24 protein-coding genes and 1 pseudogene are annotated in these 24,309 nt (G+C 71.7%); 15 read left to right on the top strand and 10 right to left on the bottom strand.

The annotated features are described in order from the left end of the window. The first annotated feature begins 234 nt into the window (after positions 1–234). From ABD339_RS26125 to ABD339_RS26135, 3 genes are all read left to right on the top strand, one after another. Complete coding sequence (locus ABD339_RS26125; RefSeq protein ID WP_344569191.1) at positions 235–1,833, top strand: ABC-F family ATP-binding cassette domain-containing protein; 1,599 nt, start codon at positions 235–237, stop codon at positions 1,831–1,833. A gap of 345 nt (positions 1,834–2,178) precedes the next feature. Then, positions 2,179–2,403: a helix-turn-helix domain-containing protein gene (locus ABD339_RS26130; protein WP_344569193.1), complete on the top strand. Its 225-nt coding sequence runs from the start codon at positions 2,179–2,181 to the stop codon at positions 2,401–2,403. 83 nt (positions 2,404–2,486) lie between these two features. Further along, a complete protein-coding gene (locus tag ABD339_RS26135) occupies positions 2,487–3,266 on the top strand; it encodes an enoyl-CoA hydratase/isomerase family protein (protein WP_344569195.1) in 780 nt (259 codons plus the stop codon). A 48-nt stretch (positions 3,267–3,314) separates the two neighbouring features. On the opposite strand, the gene ABD339_RS26140 is transcribed toward ABD339_RS26135, so the two are convergent. Next, positions 3,315–4,271: a nucleopolyhedrovirus P10 family protein gene (locus tag ABD339_RS26140; RefSeq protein WP_344569197.1), complete on the bottom strand. Its 957-nt coding sequence runs from the start codon at positions 4,269–4,271 to the stop codon at positions 3,315–3,317. Between the two features lie 185 nt (positions 4,272–4,456). On the opposite strand from ABD339_RS26140, the gene ABD339_RS26145 reads away from it, so the two are divergent. The 5 genes from ABD339_RS26145 (at position 4,457) to amaP (ending at position 7,092) form a co-directional block, all read left to right on the top strand. Then, positions 4,457–4,951, top strand: a complete 495-nt coding sequence (locus tag ABD339_RS26145) for an Asp23/Gls24 family envelope stress response protein (RefSeq protein WP_344569199.1) — start codon at positions 4,457–4,459, stop codon at positions 4,949–4,951. A 148-nt stretch (positions 4,952–5,099) separates the two neighbouring features. Then, positions 5,100–5,288, top strand: coding sequence for a hypothetical protein (locus ABD339_RS26150; RefSeq protein WP_344569200.1), 189 nt, complete (start codon positions 5,100–5,102; stop codon positions 5,286–5,288). A 4-nt stretch (positions 5,289–5,292) separates the two neighbouring features. Continuing rightward, on the top strand, positions 5,293–5,739 hold the full coding sequence (locus ABD339_RS26155; RefSeq protein WP_344569201.1) for an Asp23/Gls24 family envelope stress response protein: 447 nt from the start codon (positions 5,293–5,295) through the stop codon (positions 5,737–5,739). Continuing rightward, positions 5,736–6,485 (top strand): DUF6286 domain-containing protein, encoded by a 750-nt coding sequence (locus tag ABD339_RS26160; protein WP_425576096.1) that lies wholly within the window; start codon positions 5,736–5,738, stop codon positions 6,483–6,485. Before ABD339_RS26155 ends, ABD339_RS26160 begins: the two co-directional genes overlap by 4 nt. 10 nt (positions 6,486–6,495) lie before the next feature. Continuing rightward, positions 6,496–7,092, top strand: coding sequence for an alkaline shock response membrane anchor protein AmaP (gene amaP / locus ABD339_RS26165; protein WP_344569202.1), 597 nt, complete (start codon positions 6,496–6,498; stop codon positions 7,090–7,092). A 58-nt stretch (positions 7,093–7,150) separates the two neighbouring features. Here amaP and ABD339_RS26170 read toward each other — a convergent pair whose 3' ends face one another. From ABD339_RS26170 to ABD339_RS26185, 4 genes are all read right to left on the bottom strand, one after another. Continuing rightward, a complete protein-coding gene (locus ABD339_RS26170; RefSeq protein WP_344569203.1) occupies positions 7,151–7,930 on the bottom strand; it encodes an SDR family oxidoreductase in 780 nt (259 codons plus the stop codon). A 90-nt stretch (positions 7,931–8,020) separates the two neighbouring features. Further along, a complete protein-coding gene (locus ABD339_RS26175; RefSeq protein ID WP_344569205.1) occupies positions 8,021–8,983 on the bottom strand; it encodes an SURF1 family cytochrome oxidase biogenesis protein in 963 nt (320 codons plus the stop codon). 25 nt (positions 8,984–9,008) lie between these two features. After that, positions 9,009–10,061 carry a DEDDh family exonuclease gene (locus ABD339_RS26180; RefSeq protein ID WP_344569207.1) on the bottom strand — a complete coding sequence of 351 codons (1,053 nt, stop codon included), beginning with the start codon at positions 10,059–10,061 and terminating at the stop codon, positions 9,009–9,011. A 630-nt stretch (positions 10,062–10,691) separates the two neighbouring features. After that, entirely contained in the window at positions 10,692–11,786 is a 1,095-nt protein-coding gene (locus tag ABD339_RS26185) for a helix-turn-helix transcriptional regulator (RefSeq protein WP_344569209.1), read from the bottom strand. Between the two features lie 288 nt (positions 11,787–12,074). Here ABD339_RS26185 and ABD339_RS26190 point away from each other — a divergent pair, with 288 nt between their 5' ends. Then, on the top strand, positions 12,075–13,202 hold the full coding sequence (locus ABD339_RS26190) for a winged helix DNA-binding domain-containing protein (protein ID WP_344569211.1): 1,128 nt from the start codon (positions 12,075–12,077) through the stop codon (positions 13,200–13,202). A 121-nt stretch (positions 13,203–13,323) separates the two neighbouring features. Beyond that, entirely contained in the window at positions 13,324–14,301 is a 978-nt protein-coding gene (locus ABD339_RS26195; protein WP_344569213.1) for a sterol desaturase family protein, read from the top strand. A 110-nt stretch (positions 14,302–14,411) separates the two neighbouring features. Here the strand turns inward: ABD339_RS26195 and ABD339_RS26200 are convergent, their stop codons facing one another. Then, entirely contained in the window at positions 14,412–15,950 is a 1,539-nt protein-coding gene (locus ABD339_RS26200; RefSeq protein ID WP_344569214.1) for a S8 family peptidase, read from the bottom strand. A 242-nt stretch (positions 15,951–16,192) separates the two neighbouring features. Between ABD339_RS26200 and ABD339_RS26205 the strand changes: the two are divergent. The 3 genes and pseudogenes from ABD339_RS26205 to moaA form a co-directional block, all read left to right on the top strand. Further along, positions 16,193–16,528: pseudogene (locus tag ABD339_RS26205) on the top strand (DUF485 domain-containing protein); the annotation flags it as partial. A 77-nt stretch (positions 16,529–16,605) separates the two neighbouring features. Next, entirely contained in the window at positions 16,606–18,252 is a 1,647-nt protein-coding gene (locus tag ABD339_RS26210; RefSeq protein ID WP_344569216.1) for a solute symporter family protein, read from the top strand. A gap of 202 nt (positions 18,253–18,454) precedes the next feature. Further along, positions 18,455–19,444, top strand: coding sequence for a GTP 3',8-cyclase MoaA (moaA, locus tag ABD339_RS26215; RefSeq protein ID WP_344569218.1), 990 nt, complete (start codon positions 18,455–18,457; stop codon positions 19,442–19,444). Here the strand turns inward: moaA and ABD339_RS26220 are convergent. The 3 genes from ABD339_RS26220 to tyrS form a co-directional block, all read right to left on the bottom strand. Next, entirely contained in the window at positions 19,427–19,672 is a 246-nt protein-coding gene (locus tag ABD339_RS26220) for a hypothetical protein (protein WP_344569220.1), read from the bottom strand. The two genes, moaA and ABD339_RS26220, sit on opposite strands and share 18 nt — an antisense overlap. Positions 19,673–19,864: 192 nt before the next feature. After that, entirely contained in the window at positions 19,865–20,221 is a 357-nt protein-coding gene (locus tag ABD339_RS26225) for a DUF3099 domain-containing protein (protein ID WP_344569222.1), read from the bottom strand. 218 nt (positions 20,222–20,439) lie between these two features. Then, positions 20,440–21,858, bottom strand: coding sequence for a tyrosine--tRNA ligase (gene tyrS, locus ABD339_RS26230; RefSeq protein ID WP_344569224.1), 1,419 nt, complete (start codon positions 21,856–21,858; stop codon positions 20,440–20,442). A gap of 203 nt (positions 21,859–22,061) precedes the next feature. Here tyrS and fabG point away from each other — a divergent pair, with 203 nt between their 5' ends. Continuing rightward, the gene (gene fabG, locus ABD339_RS26235) at positions 22,062–22,766 is read left to right on the top strand and encodes a 3-oxoacyl-[acyl-carrier-protein] reductase (protein WP_344569225.1); all 705 of its coding nucleotides are present in this window, start codon (positions 22,062–22,064) and stop codon (positions 22,764–22,766) included. A gap of 2 nt (positions 22,767–22,768) precedes the next feature. After that, complete coding sequence (gene fabI / locus ABD339_RS26240; RefSeq protein WP_344569228.1) at positions 22,769–23,539, top strand: enoyl-ACP reductase FabI; 771 nt, start codon at positions 22,769–22,771, stop codon at positions 23,537–23,539. Between the two features lie 62 nt (positions 23,540–23,601). On the opposite strand, the gene ABD339_RS26245 is transcribed toward fabI, so the two are convergent. Beyond that, positions 23,602–24,246, bottom strand: a complete 645-nt coding sequence (locus ABD339_RS26245) for a FadR/GntR family transcriptional regulator (RefSeq protein ID WP_344569303.1) — start codon at positions 24,244–24,246, stop codon at positions 23,602–23,604. Positions 24,247–24,309: the final 63 nt, after the last annotated feature.

Below are 24,309 nucleotides of genomic sequence, written 5' to 3' on the forward strand. Positions count from 1 at the left end.
CCCCGGCGCGCGGCCGAGTGAGCCGGGTGGGAGGGCGGCCCCGGAGAGGCCGGGAAATCGGGTTGCGGCCCGCCGTTAGACTGGGTCGTATGCCTTACCTCCTTGTGCATTAGACGTGCGTACTTCTGCACGCTGTCGCCGCGCCGCACTCCGCGCGGCAGGTCCAGCGGTGCTCTCCGCCTCTTCGCCGCACCTTTCGTACGTACGTCCGCCGTCCCGCCTTGGAGTCTTCCAGTGATCACCGCCACCGGCCTTGAGCTGCGCGTAGGAGCCCGCGTCCTCATCGAGTCCGCCACCTTCCGGGTCGCCAAGGGCGACCGCGTCGGGCTCGTGGGCCGCAACGGCGCCGGCAAGACGACCCTCACCAAGTGCCTCGCGGGGGAGGGCACCCCCACGGCGGGCAGCATCACCCGGTCGGGCGAGGTCGGCTACCTCCCGCAGGACCCGCGTACCGGAGACCTCGACGTCCTCGCCCGCGACCGGATCCTGTCCGCGCGCGGCCTGGACGTGGTGCTCCGCAAGATGCACGAGAACGAGCAGCGCATCGCCAACGGCCAGGGCGCCACCCGCGAGAAGGCGATGAAGAAGTACGAGCGCCTGGAGACCGAGTTCCTCACCAAGGGCGGCTACGCCGCCGAGGCGGAGGCCGCGACCATCGCCGCCAGCCTCGGCCTGCCCGACCGCGTACTCGGCCAGCCGCTGCACACCCTCTCCGGCGGCCAGCGCCGCCGCGTCGAGCTGGCCCGCATCCTCTTCTCCGACGCCGACACGCTCCTGCTCGACGAGCCGACCAACCACCTCGATGCCGACTCGATCGCCTGGCTCCGCGACTTCCTCAAGACCTACCGCGGCGGCCTGATCGTGATCTCCCACGACGTCGATCTGATGGAGTCGGCGGTCAACAAGGTCTTCTACCTGGACGCCAACCGCTCCGCCATCGACATCTACAACATGGGCTGGAAGCAGTACCTCACCCAGCGCGAGGACGACGAGAAGCGCCGCAGGCGCGAGCGGGCCAACGCCGAGAAGAAGGCCGCCGCGCTCAACTCCCAGGCCGACAAGATGCGGGCCAAGGCCACCAAGGCCGTCGCCGCCAAGAACATGGCCCGCAGAGCGGAGCGGCTGCTGTCCGGGCTGGAGGGCGAGCGCCAGTCCGACAAGGTCGCCAAGCTGCGCTTCCCCGATCCCGCGCCCTGCGGCAGGACCCCCCTGATGGCGGAGGACCTGTCGAAGTCCTACGGCTCCCTGGAGATCTTCACCGGGGTCGATCTGGCCATCGACAAGGGCTCCCGCGTCGTCATCCTCGGTCTCAACGGCGCCGGGAAGACGACGCTGCTGCGGATGCTGGCCGGTGTCGAGGAACCGGATACGGGCAAGGTCGTACCCGGCCACGGGCTGAAGCTGGGCTATTACGCACAGGAGCACGAGACGCTGGATCCGGAGCGCACCGTCCTGGAGAACATGCGCTCCTCCGCGCCCGACATGGACCTGGTCGCCCTCCGCAAGACACTCGGCTCCTTCCTGTTCTCGGGCGACGACGTGGACAAGCCGGCCAAGGTGCTCTCCGGCGGCGAGAAGACCCGGCTGGCCCTGGCCACGCTCGTCGTCTCCTCGGCGAACGTCCTGCTGCTGGACGAGCCCACCAACAACCTCGACCCGGCCAGCCGCGAGGAGATCCTCGGCGCGCTGCACACCTTCACCGGCGCAGTCGTCCTTGTCACCCACGACGAGGGCGCGGTCGAGGCCCTGGAGCCCGAGCGCATCATCCTGCTGCCCGACGGCGTCGAGGATCTGTGGGGTCAGGGCTATGCCGACCTCGTCGCTCTTGCTTGATCCACCCCTTATGGATCATTCGGCCGACGGTTGATCCTTCATCTGAGTGAGTGCGGCTCGTACCCCGGCGCGGCCCGGCGCCGGGTGTGCCCTTTTGTGGCATGCGCCTCCCCTCTTCCGGCGCCCGGACCAGGCGTGGCCCTGACCTGGGCCTTCCCGGAGGGTGGTGCGCGCCGGGGGCGGGACAGCCGTGCCGGGGCCCGGCAAAGCGGTCTCCTCCCCGTCCATGACGAGCGCGTATGCACGTGCACTCTCTCCGTGAAGACCTTGCCGAATGGGTGGCCAGATGTGGGAGGAGGGGTGATCATGAGAGTCACAGAGCGCACTTCCCATGAGGAGGCACGGGTGGCCGAGACTCTGAAGAAGGGCAGCCGGGTGACCGGCGCCGCGCGCGAAAAGCTCGCGGCAGATCTCAAGAAAAAGTACGACTCCGGAGCGAGCATCAGGGCCCTGGCTGAAGAGACGGGCCGCTCCTACGGGTTCGTCCACCGGATGCTCAGTGAGTCCGGCGTGACCCTCCGTGGTCGCGGCGGAGCGACACGGGGCAAGAAGGCAGCCTCCTCCTCCTGAGCGGGGCGGAGGGTTCCGAGCGTACTCGCCGGTGGTTACTCTTCAGTTAACAAAACTGCGGAGTAGCCACCGGAGGAAGTTCGATGACCCTGCTCGACAAGGACGGCGTCCACGTCTCCGTCGATGGCGAGACGGCCACGGTCACGCTCGCCAACCCGGCCAAGCGCAACGCGCAGACGCCCGCGATGTGGCGGGCGCTGGCCGAGGCGGGCCGGGTGCTGACAGGCGGGATCAGGGTTGTCGTGCTGCGTGGCGAGGGCAAGTCGTTCTCCGCCGGGCTGGACCGGCAGGCGTTCGAGCCCGAGGGTTTCGAGGGCGAGCGGTCCTTCCTGGACCTCGCGCACGGCTCCGACGAGGAACTGGACGCCGCCATCGCCGAGTACCAGCGGGCCTTCACCTGGTGGCGGCGCCCCGACCTGATCAGCGTCGCCGCCGTGCAGGGGCACGCCATCGGCGCCGGATTCCAGCTGGCACTCGCCTGCGACCTGCGGGTGTGCGCGGAGGACGCGCAGTTCGCCATGCGCGAGACCAGCCTCGGGATCGTCCCCGACCTGGGCGGCACCCACCCCCTCGTGAGCCTCGTCGGATACGCCCGTGCGCTGGAGATATGCGCCACCGGCCGCTTCGTGCACGCCGCGGAGGCCGACCGGCTCGGCCTCGCCAACCTCGTCGTCGCCCCCGAGGAACTGGCGGGCGCCGTCGCCGACCTGACAGCGGCGCTCCTCGCGGCGCCGCGCGACGCCGCCGTGGAGACCAAGGCGCTGCTGGCGGGCGCCGGGGCACGTACCTACGACGAGCAGCGCGCCGCCGAGCGCGCGGCGCAGGCCCGGCGGCTGCGCGACCTGGCGGGCCTCGGCGACTGAGCCGGTTCAGCCGCCGCGCGCCGCGCCGCCGCTCTCCGTCTTGTGCTGTCAGGCGGGGCCGACCCCGGTGATCAGTACGGCTACGGTTGCCGGACCGTCGCCACCCTGGGCCAGAGCCAGGTGCGCCGCCGTTCGCACGGCCCGCGCCACCCCGATCGCGCGGTGGCCGGGAGCGAGCGCGAACTGGATCAGTACATGCCTGCCGCCATGACCGGAGCCCGCCTCCTGCGCGTTCCGGCCGGGGGCCGCGTCCGCCTCCGCCTCCGTTCCGGCTTCCGTTTCCGCCGCGCCGCCGGAGTCCGCCGGGGTGACGGTCACGGCGCGAGGGCGCGGCCCGCCCGAGGAGAGGGCGAGGGGCGGACCGAGTACCGGAGTCAGCCGGTCCACACCGTCCACCGCGAGCACCGCCGCTGCCACCTCCTCCGCGAGGCCCCCGGACCCGACGAACGCCCGCGGCGCACCGGATGGAGCAGCGGCGGCCCGCGCACCGGATGAAGTGTCATGCCCGTTCGCACCGGATGCCGCAGCGGCAGGCGGGTACGGCTCGTCCAGCAGCTCCGTCACCCGCAGGTCCACCGTCCTCAGCGGGAGGCCCCACTCGCGTTCCGCCGCCGCCAGCAGCGCGTGCCGCAGGTCGTCGGCGACCGCCGGCACCGGCCGGTCAGCGGGGACGGCCAGGTCGGCGGTGAGGGTGAGCGGCCCCGGGGGAAGCGCGCTGGGCGGCGGAGGAACCGCCGCGGGACCGGCCGTCTCCGCGTCGCTGAGGTCGAGACGTACCCCGCTCAGCCGTACGCCGGGCACCGCGCGGGCAGCCGCTCCGCCGAGCGCCGTGGCGGCTGCCGCCTCGGTCACCCACGCGCCGTCCTCGGCCTCGCCCAGCGGCAGCAGCCGTCCCAGGCCGAGTTGGTGGCGTACCGCCCGAGCCAGCCGGGTTGTCGCCCGTGCCGCGGCCGTCGTGCCTGTCGGCCCGGCCGATTCCGCCGCGCCCGCCGTCTCCGCTGTCATGGGCCCCACTTCCTCCGCGCCGCGGAAACCGTCTCTGCCTGACCTCCAGCCTTCCGCACCGCACGGGTGGCCCGCCCGTCAGTCACTCGTTCGGTCGGCATACGCGGGGCCGGTCCGCTCGGGCGCGCTTAATGTGGGCAACGGGAGCGGCAGGCCGCTCCGAACCTCCGAAAGGGGTGCGGGAGATGTCCGAGACCAGCACGTCCAACCGCTCCGAAGGCACTGGGCAGGACACGGACGCAGCCGGCAAGCCCGAGTCCCAGCGCCGTGGGGGAGGGGCGCCCGCCTCCCGTGGCCGCACCACCATCGCCGACGGTGTGGTGGAGAAGATCGCCGGCCTCGCGGCACGCGACGTGGTCGGGGTGCACGCGATGGGCGGCGGCATGGCGCGCACCTTCGGCGCCGTGCGCGATCGTGTCCCCGGCGGGGGAAAGGCCGTCGCCAGAGGGGTCAAGGCCGAGGTCGGCGAGGTGCAGACGGCGCTGGACCTGGAGATCGTCATCGAGTACGGCGTCTCCATCGCCGATGTGGCCCGCACCGTGCGGGAGAACGTGATCTCCGCGGTCGAGCGGATGACGGGCCTCGAAGTGGTCGAGGTCAATATCGCGGTGAGCGACGTCAAGCTGCCCGACGAGGAGGACGATGAGGACGAGGACCAGGACCGGCCGCGGTTGCAGTAGGCGCGGCAAGTGCGGCAGAGCAGATGCGGCAAGTGGCGGCAGGCGCAGTAAGCGCAGCGGGTCAGGTCAGGGCGGTGGAGACCGCTGATTCCGGCGGGGTGAACGCGCGCCGCGCGGGCCGGCGCGGTGCCGAGCGAAGGAGCGCACGATGAGCATGGCCCTGATCGGCTTGATCGCCGGTATGGCGCTCGGCTTCGCCGGGTATTTCGGCGGCTTCGGCGCCTTCTTGCTGGTCGCGGCGCTCGGCGCCGTCGGCTTCATCGCGGGGAGGTTCCTGGACGGGGATCTGGAGCCCGGGGACTTCTTCCGTGGCCGGAACGACGAACGCCGCAGGTGATCCGGTGACCGAAGAGGAGGTTCCGGCGGGCGCGCGCGGATCGACGAGTATCGCCGACCGCGTGGTCGCCAAGATCGCGGTCCAGGCGGCACGCGAGGCCCTGCGCGGCGACAGCCCGGAGGGGACCGGCGGGCCCCGGGAGGCTACCTGCCCCGAGGGCGCGGGGGAAGCGGACGGGGGGAGCGGCGGTGGGCGCGGCAGCGCGCTGCCGGACGGCACCCGCCCCGCGCCCCGGGCGACGGTCACGGTGCGCGAACAGTCGGCGCGGGTACGGGTCGCGCTGGAGCTGGGCTACCCCTCGGACATCGGTGCGCAGTGCGGTGCCGTACGCCGCCGCGTCGCGTTCCGGGTTCGCGAACTGGCCGGCATGGAGGTGCCCGACGTCGCCCTCGAAATCGAGCGGCTGCACTCGGTGCATCTCAAGGGCAAAGGTCCGCGGAGGGTGACGTGAGCGATCCACACGAGGATCCGGCCGGGCGCGGAAATCCTGCGGGGGCCGGGGCCGGGGCCGGGGCCGGTGCGGGTGCCGGTGCTGGCTCCGCTTCCGCTTCCGATACCGGTTCCGCTTCCGGTACGACCTTGGCGAAGGCGCCGCCTGGTGGGCCGGGGCCGGAGCACACGTCGCCCTCGTCGTCCGCCGGGGAGGGCCGTCGGGGCGGGGCGGGCAGGTTCTGGTCGGTGCGCCGTGCGCCCGCGTCCTTGGCCGCGGTGGTGCTGCTCGCCGGCCTCGCCGTACTGCTCTACGACGTGGTCTCCGTGCGGGCCGGACAGCCCGGCATGGCCTGGCGCCGTACCCTCTCCGACGAACTGGCCGGCACCCGTGTGGATGACACCGCCGTGCTCGCGGGCGCCGCCGTCGCCGCCCTCCTCGGGCTGTGGCTGCTCGTGCTGGCGCTCACTCCGGGTGAGCGCTCCGTGCTGACGATGCGGCCCGATGTGCCGCAGGTGCGCGCGGGGCTGGAGCGGTCGGCCGCCGCGCTGGTGCTGCGGGACCGGGCCATGGAGGTCCCGGGTGTGCGGTCCGTACGCGTCAAGGTCAAGCGGCACAAGGTCAAGGCGCACGCCCAAGCGCACTTCCGGGACCTGGACGAGGTGCGCTCCGACCTCGACGCCGCGCTGGAAGAGGGCATCGAACAGCTTGGCCTGGCCCGGCGGCCGGGCCTTTCCGTCCATGTGAGACGACCGGCGAAACGGTGAGGCGAGAGCGATGCTGCGGATCGTGAACCGGGTGGTGACCGCGCTGATCGGGCTCGTACTGCTGGCGCTGGGCCTGGCCGTGCTGTGCGGAGGGCTGGGCCTGCCCCGCAGCTGGGGCTTCTCCATGCCGTCCGGATGGCCGTGGACCCACGGTGCCGACGTGCTCCTGAGCGACCACAACCGCACCAAGTGGCAGGACCAGGGCTGGTGGTGGCCGGTCGTCATCGCCGTGCTCGCGGTGCTGCTCGTGCTCACGCTGTGGTGGCTGCTGGCGCAACTGCGGCGGCGCAGACTCCGCGAGGTGCTGATCGACAGCGGCGACGGCGGGGGAGCGCAGCTGCGGGGCCGCGCCATGGAGGACGTCATCGCGGCGGAGGCCGAGGCGCTGCCCGGGGTGGACCGGGCCAGGGTCACCCTGACCGGCCGGCGCACCCGGCCGCGGGCCCGTATCGGACTGCTGCTGGCGGCCCACGCGCAGCCGGGCCCCGAGGCACACCGGCTGCGCGCGGAGGCGATCGAACACGCCGTGGTCTCGGCCGGACTCGACGCGCTGCCCGCCGAGGTCAGGATGCGTTCGGCCCGGCACCGTGCCGAACGGGTCAGCTGAGACCGCAGCCTGACGCCCGGCGCCGACCTGCCCGGGCGGACCTCTTTCCGCCGGGCGCTCAGAAGCCGTGCAGGGCGCCGCCGTCCACCGGGAGCATCACGCCGGTGAGGTACGAGGCGGCGGGCGAGAGTACGAAGGCCGCCGTGCGGCCGAACTCCTCGGGCGTGCCGTAGCGGCGCAGCGGGATGCTGTGCGAGTTGCGCTCGCGTGCGGCCTCGCCGTCGCCCGAGAGCGAGTCGAGGTACTGCATCCGTTCCGTACCGATCCGGCCGGGCATCAGGCCCAGCACCCGGATGCCGCGCGGGCCCAGCTCGTTCGCCAGCGTCTTGGCGAAGCCGGCCAGGCCCGGTCGCAGCCCGTTGGAGAGGGTCAGCCCGGGGATCGGCTCGTGTACGGAGCCGGAGAGCACGAAGCCGATCACGCCGCCGTCCTCCAACTCGGCCGCCGCCGCGCGTGCCAGCCGTACGGCGCCGAGGAAGACACTGTCGAAGGCCGACTGCCACTGCTCGTCCGTCAGCTGGTCGGCGGGGACGCCCGCGGCCGGCCCGCCGACGCTGATCAGGAGGCCGTCGAAGCGGCCGAACCGCTCGCGGGACGCCTCGATGAGCCGGGCCGGGGTCTGCGGATCGGCGTTGTCGGCGGCGACGCCGACCGCGCGGCCCTCGCCGCCCGACGCCTCGACGCCGAGCTGGGCGGCGGCCTCCTCGGCGGACTTCTCGGTACGGCCCGAAATGACCACCTTCGCACCCTCGGCCAGCAGTTGGGAGGCGGTGGCGAAACCGAGGCCACGGGTGGCGCCGGTGATGACGTAGGCGCGGTCTGTCAGTCCAAGATCCATGGGTGCAGTCTGCCGCAGTGCGGCGCGCGGGTGCAGACCCGGTACCGGCCGGGAACGGCAGCGGGCGCGCGCGCACGCACCGGTACCGGCCTACTCGCTGACCGGCTCCGGCTCCTTCGCGGCGCGCCCTTCGGCAGCGTGCGCCGGGCTCTCCCCGGACGCCTTCGCGGCGCCCTCTTGTCCGGCGCCTTCTCGTCCGGCGCCCGCGCCATCGGCGGCGTGCCCGGTGTCGTTGTGCTCGCCGGATTCGGTGGGCTCGGTGGGCTCGCCAGGCTCTCTCGATGGGGGTGTTGTCGCCGCCCTCCGGCGCTCCTGCGCCTCGCGGCGTACCAGGATGATCCAGCCCACCGGGACGGCGCCGGTGAACAGCCACCACTGCACCGCGTAGGCCATGTGCGGGCCGATGCCGCTGTGGTCGGGCTCGGGGAGCAGTTCGGGCTGGTTGCCCTGCGGCTTGGGGACGGTGGCCGTGAGCTGGATGAAACCGCCGAGCAGGGGGCGGCCGAGCGCCTTGGCCTGCTGCTTGCTGTTGATCAGCATCACCTGGCGGTCGGGCAGGCCCTTGGTGTCCTTGATGCCGCTGGCCGCGGTCGTCTCGTCCGGCATGAGCCTGCCCTTGACGGTGACCTCGCCTTTGGGCGCCGCGGGGACGCTGGGGAAGGCGGTCAGATCGCGGTCGGCCTTGATCCAGCCCCGGTTGACGAGGAGCGGCGGACCGTCCTTGCGGATGAGGGGGGTGACGACGAAATAGCCGATGGTGTCGCCGTCGGAGCCCGTGCGGTGCCGGACGACGACCTCGTGCTTCTCGTCGTAGGTCCCCCGCGCGGTGACCGTACGGAACTTGTCGTCGTCGGCCGGCCCCTGCCGGGTGCTCGTGAGCTTGCCGACCGGCACGGTGGGTGCCGACAGGCTCGCGGCCACCTCCTCGTTGCGCGCGACCCGGCTCTCGTGGCGGTGGAGCTGCCAGAAGCCCAGCTTGATCATCGTGGGGATGAGCACGAGGCCGAGCAGGGTGAGGATCACCCACTGCCGGGTCAACAGGAAGCGGTACACGTCTACTGACGGTACTCGCAGGCCCTCAGCGGCCCGGCGCGGGGGCCACGTCCTGGAGGAGCTGGCTGAAGGCGGCCTCGTCGATGACCGGGGTGCCGAAGGAGCGGGCCTTGGCGACCTTGGACGTGGGAGAGTCCGGCTGGTTGGTGACCAGGACGCTGGTGAGGCGGGAGACGCTGGAGGCGATGTGCAGCCCCGCCGCGATCGCCCGGTCCTCCAGCAGCTCGCGGTCCACGGAGGTGTCTCCCGAGATCGCCACGCGCATCCCCTGCACCAGCCGCCCCTCCGGCTCGTACCGCCCCGGGTTGGGGTAGGGGCAGGCCGGGCGTTTGCGGGAAGGGCGCCAGGTGGGGGCGTAGCCACTGCCTGCGGACCGGTATCCGGCGCCGGCCCCGCCGCCCGGGCTGCGCGGCACCACGGCGTCCGACCACTCGCTGAGCGGCTGGCAGGCCAGCAGCGGCAGCCGCACCTCCTTCCGCGCCGCCAATTGGAGGCTGGGGCGGAACGCCTCGGCCAGCACCCGGGCGTCGTCCAGCGCGTGGTGGGCCTGCTGCTGGGTGACGCCGTAGTGCGCCGCGAGGGACTCCAGCTTGTAGTTGGGCAGGGGGAGGGCCAGCTCTTTGGACAGCGCGATGGTGCACAGACGCTGGCGGACCGGCGCCTCCCGGCTGCTCCTGGCGTACTCTCTGGCGATCATCGACCAGTCGAACAGGGCGTTGTGCGCGACCAGGACGCGGCCCGCCAGCCGGGCCGCGAACTCCTCGGCGATCTCCCCGAAGAGCGGCGCGTCGGCGAGGGCTTCGGCCGTCAGCCCGTGGATCCAGGTGGGGCCGGGGTCACGCTGGGGGTTGACCGGCGTGTACCAGTGGTCCTCGACCTCGCCTCTGGCATCCAGCCGGAAGACGGCGGCGGACACTATGCGGTCGTCGCGCGCGAGCCCCGTCGTCTCGACGTCCACCACCGCGTAACCGTCCGGATAGCCCGCCGGCCATGTCAGGGGCGGGTGGGCGTCGGCGGCGGGCTGAGCGGGGATGCGCTCCGACATCCCGTGGGGGTGTGCCGTCTGGTCTTCGAGCATGGTCACAGAGAATACGGGTCGGTACTGACAGTGCCGGAGGGGCGCCCGCTTCCCGGGCCCCGGGGAGCGCGTCCGTGAACGTGCCGAGGAGTGTGTCCGAAGGGCACGTCCGCGGGCCGTGCGCATGCCCCGCACGCCCCGCCGGCATGCGGGTCCAGGCGGGGGAGAAGGCTCGTGGAAAGCGTCAGGAGCTGTGCGGTACGGGGCGCTTCGGCTGTTGCCGACGGCCCGAACAGGCCCCAACTCCCCGACATCCACAGGCTTCTCGGCGCCTCCGCCGTTCCGTCGCCGCTTGTTCCCGACGGCTCCGCGGTTCGGGTTCACCGGCGCGCCGGGCGGGCGCGCGTTCGCCGTCGCGCTCCACCAGGACGTGACCGATGACGGGGTACTGGACGGGGCGCACGGGCTCAGCGGCCCGCGCTCGCGCGGACCAGCGGCGTGCACCTCCCGTGCGGGCGCCGGCCGCGCCGAGAGGAACACCCGCCCCGTCAGGCCCCGTTCGAGCACCATCGCGGTCAGACGCGGGCGGGCACGCAACCTTCGGTGCGGGGCGCGGGCGACGAGCCCCGCCCTGGCATCCGGTGGCCGCGTCCGCGTCCGGTGGGCGGGGCGGGGCCCGGGTCGCCGCTCTCAGTGGCCCGGGGACGGCGGTGCGGACCCGGCGGGGCCGCCTGCCGCCGCGTCGGCGTAACGGCGGGCCAGGCGGGCGCAGGCGGCCTTGAGTTCGGGCGGGCCGACGACCTCGATGGCGGCGTCGAATCTGCCGATCTCGGCGGCCAGACCGGTCCAGGACCACGAGCCCAGGACGAGTCGGCAGCGGTCCGGGCCGAGTTCCTCGACGACCCCGTCCGGGGCGAAGCGGGATACGAAGGCGGCCGGCAGGTCGAGGATCACCTCGCCCCGGCAGAGCCGGCCGCCCGCGCCGTCACTCGGACCATCCGGGCCGCCCGAACCGTCCGGACCCTTCGGCCGGTTCGGGCCGTTTGGATCGAACGAGCCCTGGAACCTGTCGGCGACGAAGGCGGCCACGTCGCCTCCCGGCACTTCGCGCGGGGCGAAGCGGGGGCCGGTGGGGGTGCGCGGGGTGATCCGGTCGGCGCGGAAGGTGCGCCAGTCGTCGCGGTCGAGGTCCCAGGCGACCAGATACCAGCGTCCGCCCCAGGTGACGAGGTGGTGCGGCTGCACCCGGCGCGGCGGAACCGGAACGCGGTCATCCGCGTCGGCTGCTGGCGGGTACGCGCGGGCGTAGTCGAAGCGCAGCACCTCGCGGGCGTGGACGGCGGCACTGAGCGCCATGAGCACGCCGCTGTCGGCCCGGGGCTTCGGCCGGACCGCGGGCCGCTCGACGGCGGTGACCTGGAAGGTGTCGATCCGGTGGCGCAGCCGGGCGGGCATGACCTGCCGGACGGTGGTCAGCGCGCGTGCCGCGGCCTCCTCGATACCCGCGCCGGTGGCGGCGCCACTCTGCAGTGCGAGGGCGAGGGCGACGGCCTGCTCGTCGTCGAACAGCAGCGGGGGCAGCTCCGTGCCGGCGCCGAGCCGGTATCCGCCCTCCGGCCCTTTGGCCGCCACGATCGGATAGCCGAGTTCGCGCAGGCGGTCGATGTCGCGGCGCACGGTGCGGCGGCTGATATCGAGCCGCTCGGCCAGCAGCGCGCCCGGCCAGTCCCGGCGGGTCTGGAGCAGGGAGAGTAGCGAGAGCAGTCGCGCCGAGGTCTTCTGCATGCGGCAATCCTGCCCGAAGAAGCGGCCAGATTCTGTCCGCTTCCCGTGCGACCGTGGATCACCGAGCGGTGCCGGGCGGACGCCGCCGGCCCGCTGAACCGCCGGTCCGCTGAACCGCCGGACCAGCGCCGGCCCGCTGAACCGCCGGACCAGATGACGCGAGAGGCCAGGAGCCAGCCATGCCCGTCGAGGCCGTGACCCACCTCAACACCCAGGACCCGCACGGCAGACCCTGCGCCCCACCGCCTCGCGGCGTCTCCTCCCGCGGCCCCGCGCGGCGGTGACCCGGTGACCGTCCTCGACGACCGCGCCCTCAACCGCGCGACGCTCGCCCGGCAGCTGCTGCTCGACCGCGCCGACCTTCCTGTCCTCGATGCCGTCGCGCACCTCGGCGGCCTCCAGGCGCAGGAACCGCAGGAGCCGTTCGCCGGGCTCTGGTCGCGGCTTCGCGCGTTCGGCCCCGCGGGCCTCTCGGATCTGCTGACCGGGCGGCGCGTGGTGCGGACTCACCTCATGCGCCGCACCGTCCACCTCGTCACCGCCGAGGACGCACTGGCCTGGCGGGCCCGGCACGGCGCCATGCTGCGGCAGCGGGTGCTCGGGGTCTACCGCCGCGAACTCGACGGGGTGGACCTCGACGAACTCGCGGCGGCCGGCCGGGAGGTGCTGGCCGACGGCGTGCCCCGCTCGATGTCCGAGCTGGCGCGGGCGGTCGCCGACCGCTGGCCGGAGCCGGGCGCCAGAGCGCTGGGCGAGATGCTGGTGGCCGCGCTCATCCCCATGGCACAGCTGCCCCCGCGCGGTCTCTGGCGCACGAAGGCAGGGGCGCGCAACCTTCCGCCGGCCATCTGGCTGGGGCGCGAGACGGATCCTCCGGAGCCGGATCCGGACGGCTCCGATCCGGTGGGGCAGGCCCTGGTACGGCGCTATCTGGCCGCGTTCGGCCCCGCCGCTTCGGCCGACCTGCGCGCCTGGTCAGGACTGGCCGGGCTCCCGGCGGCGGTCGCCGCGCTGCGCGGGGAACTGGTCACCTTCCGCGACGAGCGGGGCCGGGAACTGCTCGACCTGCCGGACGCCCCGCGCCCCGATCCCGCTGGCCCGGCGCCGGTGCGGTTCCTGCCGGCGTTCGACAACGCCCTGCTCGGCTACCACGACCGCCGCCGGATCGTCGATGACGCCCATCGCGGCCTCTCCGTCGCCGGAGCGCGCGTCGTGCTGGTCGATGGCCGGGTCGCGGCGACCTGGAGAGTCGAGGCGGGCACCGTACGGGTGACCCCGCTGGTCCGCTTCACCCGGGCCGACCGCACCGCCGTCGCCGAAGAGGGGCACGCGCTGGCGGCGTTCCTCTCGGACGGCGGGAGCGACCGCGTACGGATCGACAGCGACAGCGGGCAGACCGGCGCGGCTTCCGGCTGACCGCCCTCCCCCGTCATGGGCGCCTTCGCCGGAGACCCTGGCTCGTACCGCGCGAGCACACCGCATACTCATCGGTAACAGACCCTGGCGGCGGCCCGGGAGGGCGGCATACCTTGCTGACATGCCGTCCAGCCTTCCCGATGTCGTGCTCTGGTCGATCCCCGCCTTCGTGCTGCTCACCGTCCTCGAAATGGTGAGCTACCGCCTGCACCCGGACGAGAACGCGGCCGGATACGAGACCAAGGACGCCGCCACCAGCATCGCCATGGGGCTGGGCAGCCTCGTGTTCGACGCGCTGTGGAAGGTGCCGATCGTCGCGGTGTACGCGGCGGTCTACGAACTGACGCCGCTGCGCGTGCCCGTCCTGTGGTGGACGCTGCCGCTGATGCTGCTCGCGCAGGACTTCTTCTACTACTGGTCCCACCGGGGCCACCATGTGATCCGCATCCTGTGGGCCTGCCATGTGGTGCACCACTCCAGCCGGAACTTCAACCTGACCACCGCGCTGCGCCAGCCGTGGACGACCTGGACGGTGTGGCCGTTCTACGTGCCGTTGATCGCGCTGGGCGTCCATCCGGCGGCGCTCGCCTTCTGCTCCTCGGCCAACCTCGTGTACCAATTCTGGGTGCACACCGAACGGATCGGGAAGCTGCCCCGTCCCATCGAGTTCGTCCTCAACACGCCCTCGCACCACCGGGTCCACCACGCTTCACAGGGCGGATATCTCGACCGCAACTTCGGCGGGATCCTGATCGTCTGGGACCGGATCTTCGGCTCTTTCGTGCCGGAGACCGACAGGTGTGTGTTCGGACTGACCAAGAACATCGGGACGTTCAACCCGCTGCGCGTCGCCACCCACGAGTACGCGGCCATCGCGCGGGACCTCCGCGCGGCCCAGGACTGGCGCGAGCGCGCGGGGCGCGTCTTCCGGGGGCCGGGCTGGAGCCCCCGGCGCACGTACGGGCAACCAGCGCGGGCGGAGGCGACGGCGCATGCCGAACTGCCCCACCAGCGAGCCGAATCGCCGCGCAGCCGCGTCGAATCCACGCATGGCCGAGCCGAATCGCCGCGCCTACGAGCCGAATCGCCGCGCCCATGAGCCGGACTGTCCCGCCCGCGAGCCGAGTCGCCACCCCGCATGCCGAAGGGGCCGGGCCGTCGAAACGGTCCGGCCCCTCCCTCAGCCCGACTCCGTGAGGTGCGCGCCCGTCACTCGGTGACGGCGGCCAGCGCGTCCACGAGGCCGTGTCCGTTGAAGCTGTTGTTGCCCTTCAGCCCCGTGCACTTGGCGGCGTAGGTGCCCTTGCCGTCGGGGTCGTAGCCCGCCGGGCACGGCAGGGTCTGGGCCTGTGCCTTCAGACGCCAGGCGACCTCCTGCGGTGTGGCCTTGGGGTGGGTGCTCTTGATGAGCGCCGCCACGCCGGCGACCTGCGGGCCGGCCATCGAGGTGCCCTGGAGGTAGGCGTAGTCGCCGCCGGGCATGGTGGACAGGACGCCACCGTCCTTGGCGGGCTCGTCCGGGGTCTGGTACCTGCGGTCGCCGCCGGGGGCCGTGACGTCGATCTGTTCTTGGCCGTAGTTGGAGTAGTAGGACTTCAGGTTCGCCGGGCCGGTGGAGCCGACGGAGACCGCGCCGGGGAGCATCGTCGGCACGTCCGGGCAGGCCGCCGGGTTGACGGTGCGCTGGACCGGTGTCGAGTCGTCGGGGCTGGTGTCATCGACGATCGAGGTCGAGGCGAGGTCGTGCGAGGAGTTGCCGGCCGAGCTGACCGTGGTGACGCCCTTGCCCTGGGCGTACTTGACGGCACGGCCCACCGAGTCGGCGATGGCCTTCTGGTCGGGCTGGTCGCCGCAGTTGTAGAGCCACGGGTCCACGTAGTAGCTGTTGTTGGTGACCTGGACGCCGTGGTCGGCCGCGTAGACCATCGCGCAGACGACGGCCTCGCTGTAGAACATCGAGGTGTCGGGCTCGCTCACCTTGAGGGCCGCGACCTTCACACCGGGGGCCGCACCGGCGACGCCGACGCCGTTGCGGGGCGCCGCGATGATGCCGGCGACATGCGTGCCGTGGTAGTCGTTGGCCGGGTCGTAGGGGCGCCAGGCCCCCGGCGAGGTGTCCGGCTTGCCGCCGACGCAGTTCGCGGACTGCTTGGCGGAGAAGTTGGCCTTCAGGTCCGGGTGCGTGTCGTCCACGCCGGTGTCGATGACCCCGACCGTGACCTTCTTGCTGCCCTCGTCGATCTTGGCCGCCTTGTCGGCCTTGATGGCCCGCTTGTCCCACTGGAGGGACTCCAGGGGCTCCTGCCCCTGGGCCTTCGCCTGGGCGAGAACCGCCGCCTTGGGTGCCTTCACGAAGACGGGCTTGCCCACCTCGGTGGTGGCCGCGGCCTTGAGGGGGGCGGTGCGTGTGGCACCGGCCGAATCGACTCCCTCGACCGCACGGAGGGTCTGGCCGAAGTCCGGGTTCGTGGAGTGGGCGACGATCACGCCGATTTTCTTGTACGCCGTGACGACTTTGCCGTCAGCCTTGCGTATTTCCTTCTTGACCCGTTCGACGGTACCCGGATCGGTTTCGGTGTTGACGACGTAGCTGAGCTTCTCACCGGCCTTCGCCTTGGGCCCGGCGTCGTCCTGGGTGGCGTTCTGCGCGTTCGCCGCAGCGGCCCCCGCAAGGCCCAGTGACGCGGTCAGCACCAGTCCCAGCGGCAGGGCGAGGAGGCGCCGGCGTCTGGAAGGTCTCGAATCCATGGGGTCTCCATGTCGTCTGAAGTTGTTCACAGACGACGGAAGTTATCCCTGAGAGGCATACAACTGCAATGGATTGATGGAGAAAGTCCGCAGCGCGTGCACTCCCGGGACCGCTCCTATGCGTTTCCGCTACCGCCCCCCTGTTGCGGTGCCTGGGGAAGATCTACGATGCGCGCACCGTACGGCCGGAGAGACTTCCGTCACATTCCCGCTCCCACCCACGCTTCTTGTCTGGAGTCACTGTGGACACCGCCCCAGAACACGCGAGTTCCGGCCCGCCGGGCAGCCGGGATTACACGGACGTGCAGCAGAGCGCCGAGTTCGGCGAACTCCGCAACCGCTACCGCTCCTTCGTCTTCCCGCTCACCGTCGCGTTCATCGTCTGGTATCTGCTCTACGTCCTGCTCTCGAACTACGCGGGCGGGTTCATGGGCACCAAGGTCGTCGGCCATATCAACATCGCGTTCGTCTTCGGCCTCGCCCAGTTCCTGACGACCTTTCTCATCGCCTGGTGGTACTCGCGGTTCGCCGCCGTGAAGCTCGACCCGAAGGCCGAGGCGCTCAAGACCCGGCTGGAGAGCGAGAACGCCCAGCGGCAGGAAGGCCCGCAGCGGGAGACCCGGCAGCAGGACACCCCCGGCAAGGAGGGCGACGCATGAGCCTGACCCACCAGCTCGCGGTGCCCACCGCCCACCTCGCGGCCGAGGGGGCCAGCGAACACCGCCCGCTGATCATCAGCCTCTTCTCCGTCTTCGTCGTCGCCACCTTGGCCGTCACCGTCTGGGCGGGCCGCAAGACCAAGGACGCCACCGACTTCTACGCCGGCGGACGCTCCTTCACCGGCTTCCAGAACGGTCTGGCCATCTCCGGCGACTACATGTCGGCCGCGTCCTTCCTGGGCATCGCGGGCGCCATCGCGCTGGCCGGGTACGACGGATTCCTCTACTCCATCGGCTTCCTGGTCGCCTGGCTCGTCGCTCTCCTGCTGGTCGCCGAGCCGCTGCGCAACTCCGGCCGCTACACCATGGGCGATGTGCTGGCCTACCGGATGCGCCAGCGCCCGGTACGCACGGCGGCCGGCGTCTCCACGATCATCGTCTCGATCTTCTACCTGCTCGCCCAGATGGTCGGCGCCGGAGCGCTGGTCGCGCTGCTGCTCGGGATCACCGGTGAGACGGGCAAGAACCTGATCGTCGTCTTCGTCGGCATCGTCATGATCCTCTACGTGACCATCGGCGGGATGAAGGGGACCACCTGGGTCCAGATGATCAAGGCGTGCCTGCTGATCGGCGGCACTTTGATCATCACGTTCATGGTCTTCCACAAGTTCAACTACAACCTCTCCACGCTCCTGGGCGCGGCGGCCGAGAACAGCGGCAAGGGCAGCGCGTTCCTGGAGCCGGGACTGAAGTACGGCGCGACCGCGACCTCGAAGATCGACTTCATCTCGCTGGGCATCGCCCTGGTCCTGGGCACCGCCGGCCTGCCGCACATCCTCATCCGCTTCTACACCGTGCCCACCGCCAAGGCCGCGCGGAAGTCGGTGAACTGGGCGATCGGCATCATCGGCGTCTTCTACCTGATGACCATCGCGCTCGGCTTCGGCGCCGCGGCGCTGCTCAGCCCGAAGACGATCACCGACTCCAACGCCGCGGGCAACACGGCGGCCCCGCTGCTCGCCCAGGAGATCGGCGGCGGCGCCGACTCGACCGGCGGGGCCATCCTGCTGGCGATGATCTCCGCGGTCGCCTTCGCCACCATCCTCGCCGTCGTCGCCGGACTCACTCTCGCCTCCTCCTCGTCCTTCGCGCACGACCTGTACGCCAACGTGATCCGCAAGGGGCAGGCGACCGAGAAGGAAGAGGTGCGCGCGGCCCGCGTCTCGGCCGTCATCATCGGCGGCGTCGCCGTCGCGCTGGGTATCTTCGCGGGCAAGCTGAACGTCGCCGGCCTGGTCGCGCTGGCCTTCGCGGTGGCCGCCTCGGCGAACTTGCCCACGCTGCTCTACAGCCTCTTCTGGAAGCGCTTCACCACCACCGGCGCGCTCTGGTCCATCTACGGCGGGCTGATCTCCTCGGTGCTGCTGGTGTTCTTCTCGCCGGTGGTCACCGGCAAGGAGACCTCGATGTTCCCCGACGTCGACTTCGCGTGGTTCCCCCTGGAGAATCCGGGCCTGATCTCCATTCCGCTGGGCTTCCTGCTGGGCTGGGCCGGATCGCTGCTGTCGAAGGACGAGGCGGCGGGCGGTAGGAAGTACGCCGAGTTGGAGGTCCGCTCCATGACAGGCACCGGCGCGCATTAGCTTTCGCCGACGGGTGGGACGGGGGCGGGATGGGGCGTCCCGACCCCGTCCCACCCGAGACCGGTGCCGCCGGCACGCTTCTGCGACCTGTTCCCGGGACGGAGCCTCGCACCTGCGAGGCCGGATTCGGCGCGGCTGTCCGTTGTCACAGGCGTGGCTTACGCTGCGAAAGCGAATCAAGCACCTCGGGAGGGATGTCAGCATGCTGCTCGACACCTACGGCAGGGTCGCCACGGACCTGCGCGTCTCGCTGACGGATCGCTGCAACCTGCGCTGCACCTACTGCATGCCCGAGGAGGGCCTGCAGTGGCTGGCCAAGCCCGAGCTGCTCACCGATGACGAAATCGTCCGGCTGGTCGGCATCGCCGTCACCGAGCTGGGCGTCACCGAGGTGCGCTTCACCGGCGGTGAGCCCCTGCTGCGCCCGGGCCTGACGGGCATCGTCGAGCGCTGCGCCGCGCTCACCCCGCGCCCCCGGATGTCCCTGACCACCAACGGCATCGGCCTGGAGCGCACCGCCGCCGCGCTGCGCGCCGCGGGCCTGGACCGGGTCAACGTCTCGCTGGACACCCTCAGTGCCGAGACCTTCCAGCGCATGACCCGCCGCAAGCGCCACGCCGACGTGCTGCGCGGCCTGGCCGCGGCCCGCGCGGCCGGCCTCACCCCGGTGAAGGTCAACGCCGTCCTGATGCCGGGGCTGAACGACCAGGAGGCCCCCGACCTGCTGGCCTGGGCGCTCGATGAGGGCTATGAGCTGCGCTTCATCGAGCAGATGCCGCTGGATCCGCAGCACGGCTGGCAGCGCGACGGCATGATCACCGCGGGCGACATCCTGGCCTCCCTCCGCGCCCGCTTCCGGCTCACCCCGGAGGGTGAGGACAAGCGCGGCTCGGCTCCGGCGGAGCGCTGGCTGGTGGACGGCGGCCCGCAGCGGGTCGGCGTCATCGCCTCGGTCACCCGCCCCTTCTGCCGCACCTGTAACCGCACCCGGCTGACGGCCGACGGGCAGGTGCGCACCTGCCTGTTCGCGGAGGAGGAGTCCGACCTGCGCGGCGCTTTGCGGGCCGGGGGGACCGACGCCGAGGTCGCCGAGCTGTGGCGCAAGGCCATGTGGGGGAAGAAGGCGGGCGCCGGGATCGACGACCCGTCGTTCGTTCAGCCGCAGCGCCCCATGTCAGCCATCGGAGGCTGACTCCCACTCCGCCAGCGGCACGGTGTCCTTCAGGAAGCCGCGTGCGCCGAGGAACTTCGAGAGGTGCTCGCGGTGTGCCTCGCACGCCAGCCACGTCTTGCGGCGCTCGGGAGTGTGAAGCTTCGGGTTGTTCCAGGCGAGCACCCACTCGGCGGGCTCGCGGCACCCTTTGGCGGAGCAGGTGGGAGTCTCGGGGCCCTGGTCGGTGGGCGAAGCGGAGGGGATCACCCCTCCATCATCCACCAGTGCCCGGACATTAAACGACGCCGGGCAGCCACGGGGGGAGCCGCCCGGCGTCGGTCCATCGCTCCGACGGGGGATGCGGAGCGCAACTGAAGTATGGCATGTGTGACCGGGCCGAGTGCACCGGAACCGCATGATTGATCTGAGGTTTTCTTGAGCTTTGTGCGAAGACCCAGATCAACTGCGGTCGTCCGACGGCCCGTTCGAGGCTCGGGGGGCCGCTTCCGGGGCGGTTTCCGCCACGTCCAGCACGGGTCGCGGCGGGTGGGCGAGGACCGTGGAGGGCAGCGAAGGCACGTTCTCCCGGCCCGCGTTGGCGATCACCACCGAGACGTACGGGAGCAGCGCGCCGAAGACCAGCGTCACAATGGCCAGCGGACGCTCCACGTTCCACAGCACCACGGTCAGCAGGACGGCGGCGGTGCGGATCAGCATCGAGATCACGTAGCGGCGCTGTCTGCCACGGACGTCCGCCTGGAGTCCCTGACGCGCGCCGGTGATCCGGAATACCTCCGCCTGACGCTGCTTCCGCATCGCGCTTCACCACCTGCTCGCCACGCCGTTCCCCATGAGCCGTACACGGGGATCCGGACCCTTCCACGGTACGCCCCGGCTGCGTCGCCTTCGAGACCGGGGCGGCGGCCGGGGAGGACCGCCTGACCTGCGTACCGCGTCCCGTACGAGGGTCCTTCAGCGTGCGTAGCCCGGCCGCAGTCGTGCCCCGTCCGGGGGAGACTCCCGCCGGTGAACGGTCACAGCCCCCGGATCTCCGCGACCTTGCGCCCCGCCTTCAGGTACACCGCGTCCGGAGCGTCACCGGCTGAACCGGTGACCTTTTCGCGGACCACCTCGGCGAGCGGGCGCAGCGCGTCGGCCTCCGGCAGCACGACCGCCGTCTGCCCGGCCCCTTCCGTCTCGATGATGAGGCGCAGCCCGTTCTGCTTGGCGATCCTGCGCGCGGCCGAGGCGCTGGGCGTGAACTCCAGCACGCGCGTCAGCACCGCCGCGATGCCCTCCTCGCCGTGCTCGGCCACCTCCACCACCGGCAGCGAGCCGACATCGGTGAAGGACTTCCTGGAGAACTGCGCGACGAAGCCGGCACGGGCCTGCATCGCCGCCGGCACCCCGTGCAGGGCCGCGACGACCTCGCCCGCCAGGATCTTCTTCAGGTCCATCGGATGCAGCGAGCCCGCCTCGATACGGCCTGTCGCCCGCTCGATCTCCGCGTCGGTCCACTCCGTCCAGGCGCGCAGGTAGGGCACCATCAGCCGGTCCGGGATCGACATGATCTTGCCGAAGACCTCGCCCGGCGCGCTGCTGAGACCGACGTAATTGCCCTTGGACTTGGACATCTTGGCGCCCGAGCCGTCCGTGCCCTCGACCAGCGGCATCGTGACCACCAGCTGCGGCTGCTGGCCGTACGCCTCCATCACCCTGCGGCCCATCTGGAGGTTGAGCAGCTGATCGACGCCGCCCAGCTCCACATCGCAGCGCAGCTCCGCCGAGTCCAGCGCCTGGGCAATCGGGTAGAGCAGCTCGGACATCATCAGTCCCGAGCCCTCCGAGAGGCGGTTGCGGAAGTCCTCGCGCTGGAGCAGCGAGGAGACCGGTACCTGCGAGAGCAGGCTCAGCAGCTGCGGCAGGGTGAAGGAGCCCAGCCACGCGCTGTTGTTGACGAAGCGCACCTTCTCGAAGTCGAAGAAGGGGCGCACCTGTTCCTGGTAGCCGGACAGATTGCGGGCGATGTCGTCATCGGTCAGCGGCGGACGCTCGGCCGTACGGCCCGAGGGGTCGCCGATCTTCGCGGTGAAGTCCCCGATGAGCAGCGTGACGTCGTGGCCCATGCGCTGGAAGCGGCTCAGCACGATGACCGGCACCGCGTGGCCCAGGTGCACATCGGCCCCCGTCGGGTCGATGCCCAGCTTGATGTGCAGGCCCCGGCCCTCGGCGGCGCGCTCCTCGATGCGCTCGGCCAGCTTCTCCACCGACGGCAGAAGCTCCACCGTGCGGGCCCCGATCAGCGCCGCCTGCTCCTTGGCGGGCAGGTCGCTCAGGTCCAGATAGCGCCGCGCCCCGGTCTCCGCGAGCAGGCGCTCGACGGTTTCGTCGGTGGAGAGGTCCTGTGCCAGCAGCTCGCTGGCGCGCTGTACGGAGTCGCCGAGGCGTGTCACGTCACTGTCCTGGGGTGGTGGATCCGATGGGTCCTGGGAAGTCTATGCGCCGCGCGTCTCCGCCCGGACGCCGCGCGTTCTGTAGAGACCCGACAGGACCCCGCGCGGGCCCCTGTCCATGCCCGAGTGCCCGGCGGTCACTGGCGCCGGATAGGTTCTCCCTTGCGACAGACGAAAGCAGAAGCAGAAAGGGTGGTCACACCTTGAGCCGCTCAGTGCTCGTGACCGGGGGAAACCGCGGGATCGGCCTCGCCATCGCGCGGGCCTTCGCCGAGGCGGGCGACAAAGTCGCCGTCACCTACCGCTCCGGTGAGCCGCCCGAGGGCTTCCTCGGCGTCAAGTGCGACATCACCGACCCGGAGCAGGTGGAGCGGGCCTACAAGGAGATCGAGGAGAAGCAGGGCGCTGTCGAGGTACTCGTCGCCAATGCCGGGGTCACCCGCGACCAGCTGCTGCTGCGGATGTCCGAGGAGGACTTCACCTCCGTCATCGACACCAACCTCACCGGCACCTACCGGGTCGTCAAGCGCGCCTCCCGCGCCATGCTGCGCGCCCGCAAGGGCCGCATCGTGCTGATCTCCTCCGTCGTCGGGCTGATGGGCCAGGCCGGGCAGGCCAACTACGCCGCCTCCAAGGCCGGCCTCGTCGGCTTCGCCCGCTCGCTCTCGCGGGAGCTGGGCTCGCGCAACATCACCTGCAACGTCGTGGCCCCCGGCTTCGTCGACACCGACATGACCCGGGCACTGAGCGACGAGCAGCGCGCCGACATCGTCAAGCAGGTGCCGCTGGGCCGCTACGCCGAGCCCGACGAGATCGCCTCCTCGGTGCGCTTCCTGGCGTCCGACGAGGCCGCGTACATCACCGGAGCCGTCATTCCCGTGGACGGCGGATTGGGCATGGGTCACTGAACATGAGCGGAATCCTCGCCGGCAAGCGGATCCTTGTCACCGGCGTCATCACCGACGGCTCGATCGCCTTCCACGCCGCGAAGATCGCCCAGGAGCAGGGTGCCGAGGTCCTCCTCACCGGCTTCGGCCGGCTCTCCCTGGTCGAGCGCATCGCCAAGCGGCTGCCCGAGGCCGTGCCCGTCATCGAGCTGGACGTCAGCAACCAGGAGCACCTGGACGGGCTCGCCGACAAGATCCGCGAACACTGGGGCGCCGACGCGCGGGTGGACGGCATCGTGCACTCGATCGCCTTCGGCCCGCAGGGCGCCTTCGACTTCCTCGGCGGGACCTGGGATGACGTCGGCACCGCCGTGCACATCTCGGCGTACTCGCTCAAGTCGCTCACGATGGCCTGCCTGCCGCTGATGAGCGAGGGCGGCTCGGTCGTCGGCATGACCTTCGACGCGCAGATCGCCTGGCCGAAGTACGACTGGATGGGCGTGGCCAAGGCGGCCCTGGAGTCCACCAACCGCTACCTCGCGCGGGACCTGGGCCCGAAGGGCATCCGCTGCAACCTCATCTCGGCCGGGCCGATCAAGTCCATGGCCGCCAAGTCCATCCCGGGCTTCGAGGAGCTGGCCGACGTGTGGAACCACCGGGCCCCCATCGGCTGGGAGCTGTCCGACCCCGACCCGGCGGGCCGCGGTGTCGTCGCCCTGCTGTCGGACTTCTTCCCCCGCACGACCGGGGAGATCGTGCACGTCGACGGCGGCGTGCACATGATGGGCGCGTAACGGCCCCGCCGTACAGCTCGACAGCCCGGAACCCGGGTCGCCTGTGTGGCGGCCCGGGTTTCTCAGTTCCCGGCCGGTTCCAGCCCGTGCCCCCACTCCACCGTGTGCGAGGCGGCCTCGCGGGAGGCCGCCTCGGGGTCGCCCTCGCGGACCGCCGTCAGGAGACGGGCGTGGTCCATGTAGCCCTCGGGGCGCAGTTCGTCGCCCACGTCCTTGCGCAAGAACGCGCGCAGTACCTCGCCCAGGTCCGCGTAGACAGCCGTCAGCACCTCGTTGTGCGAGGCGGAGACCACCCCCATGTGCAGGCTGCCGTCCGCGTCGATGAAGCGGTCCACATCGCCCGACTCCCACGCGGCCTCACGCCGCTCCAGCAGCCCGTCGAGCTGCCGCAGGTCCGCCTCCGTACGCCGCCGCGCCGCCAGCCGCGCGCCCGCTGTCTCCAGCGCGGAGCGCAGCTCCGCCACATGGTGCAGGTCCGCGCCCTGGAACCTGCGGTGCATCACGCCCGCCAGCTCACTGGTCGCCACCACATAGGTGCCGGAGCCCTGGCGGATGTCCAGCAGCCCGTTGTGCGCCAGGGCCCGTACGGCCTCCCGCACCGTGTTGCGGGCCACGCCGAGCTGCTCGACCAGCTCCGGTTCGGTGGGGATACGCGAGCCGACGGGCCACTGGCCCGAGGTGATCTGCTGACGCAGCGTCGCGATCACTTGATCGGCCAGCGGAGCGCGCTGCGGGGCCGAGAGCACGGGAGGGGCTGAGGGCACGGGGGC

This window comes from Streptomyces axinellae (genome assembly GCF_039532135.1).
GTDB lineage: Bacteria > Actinomycetota > Actinomycetes > Streptomycetales > Streptomycetaceae > Streptomyces > Streptomyces axinellae.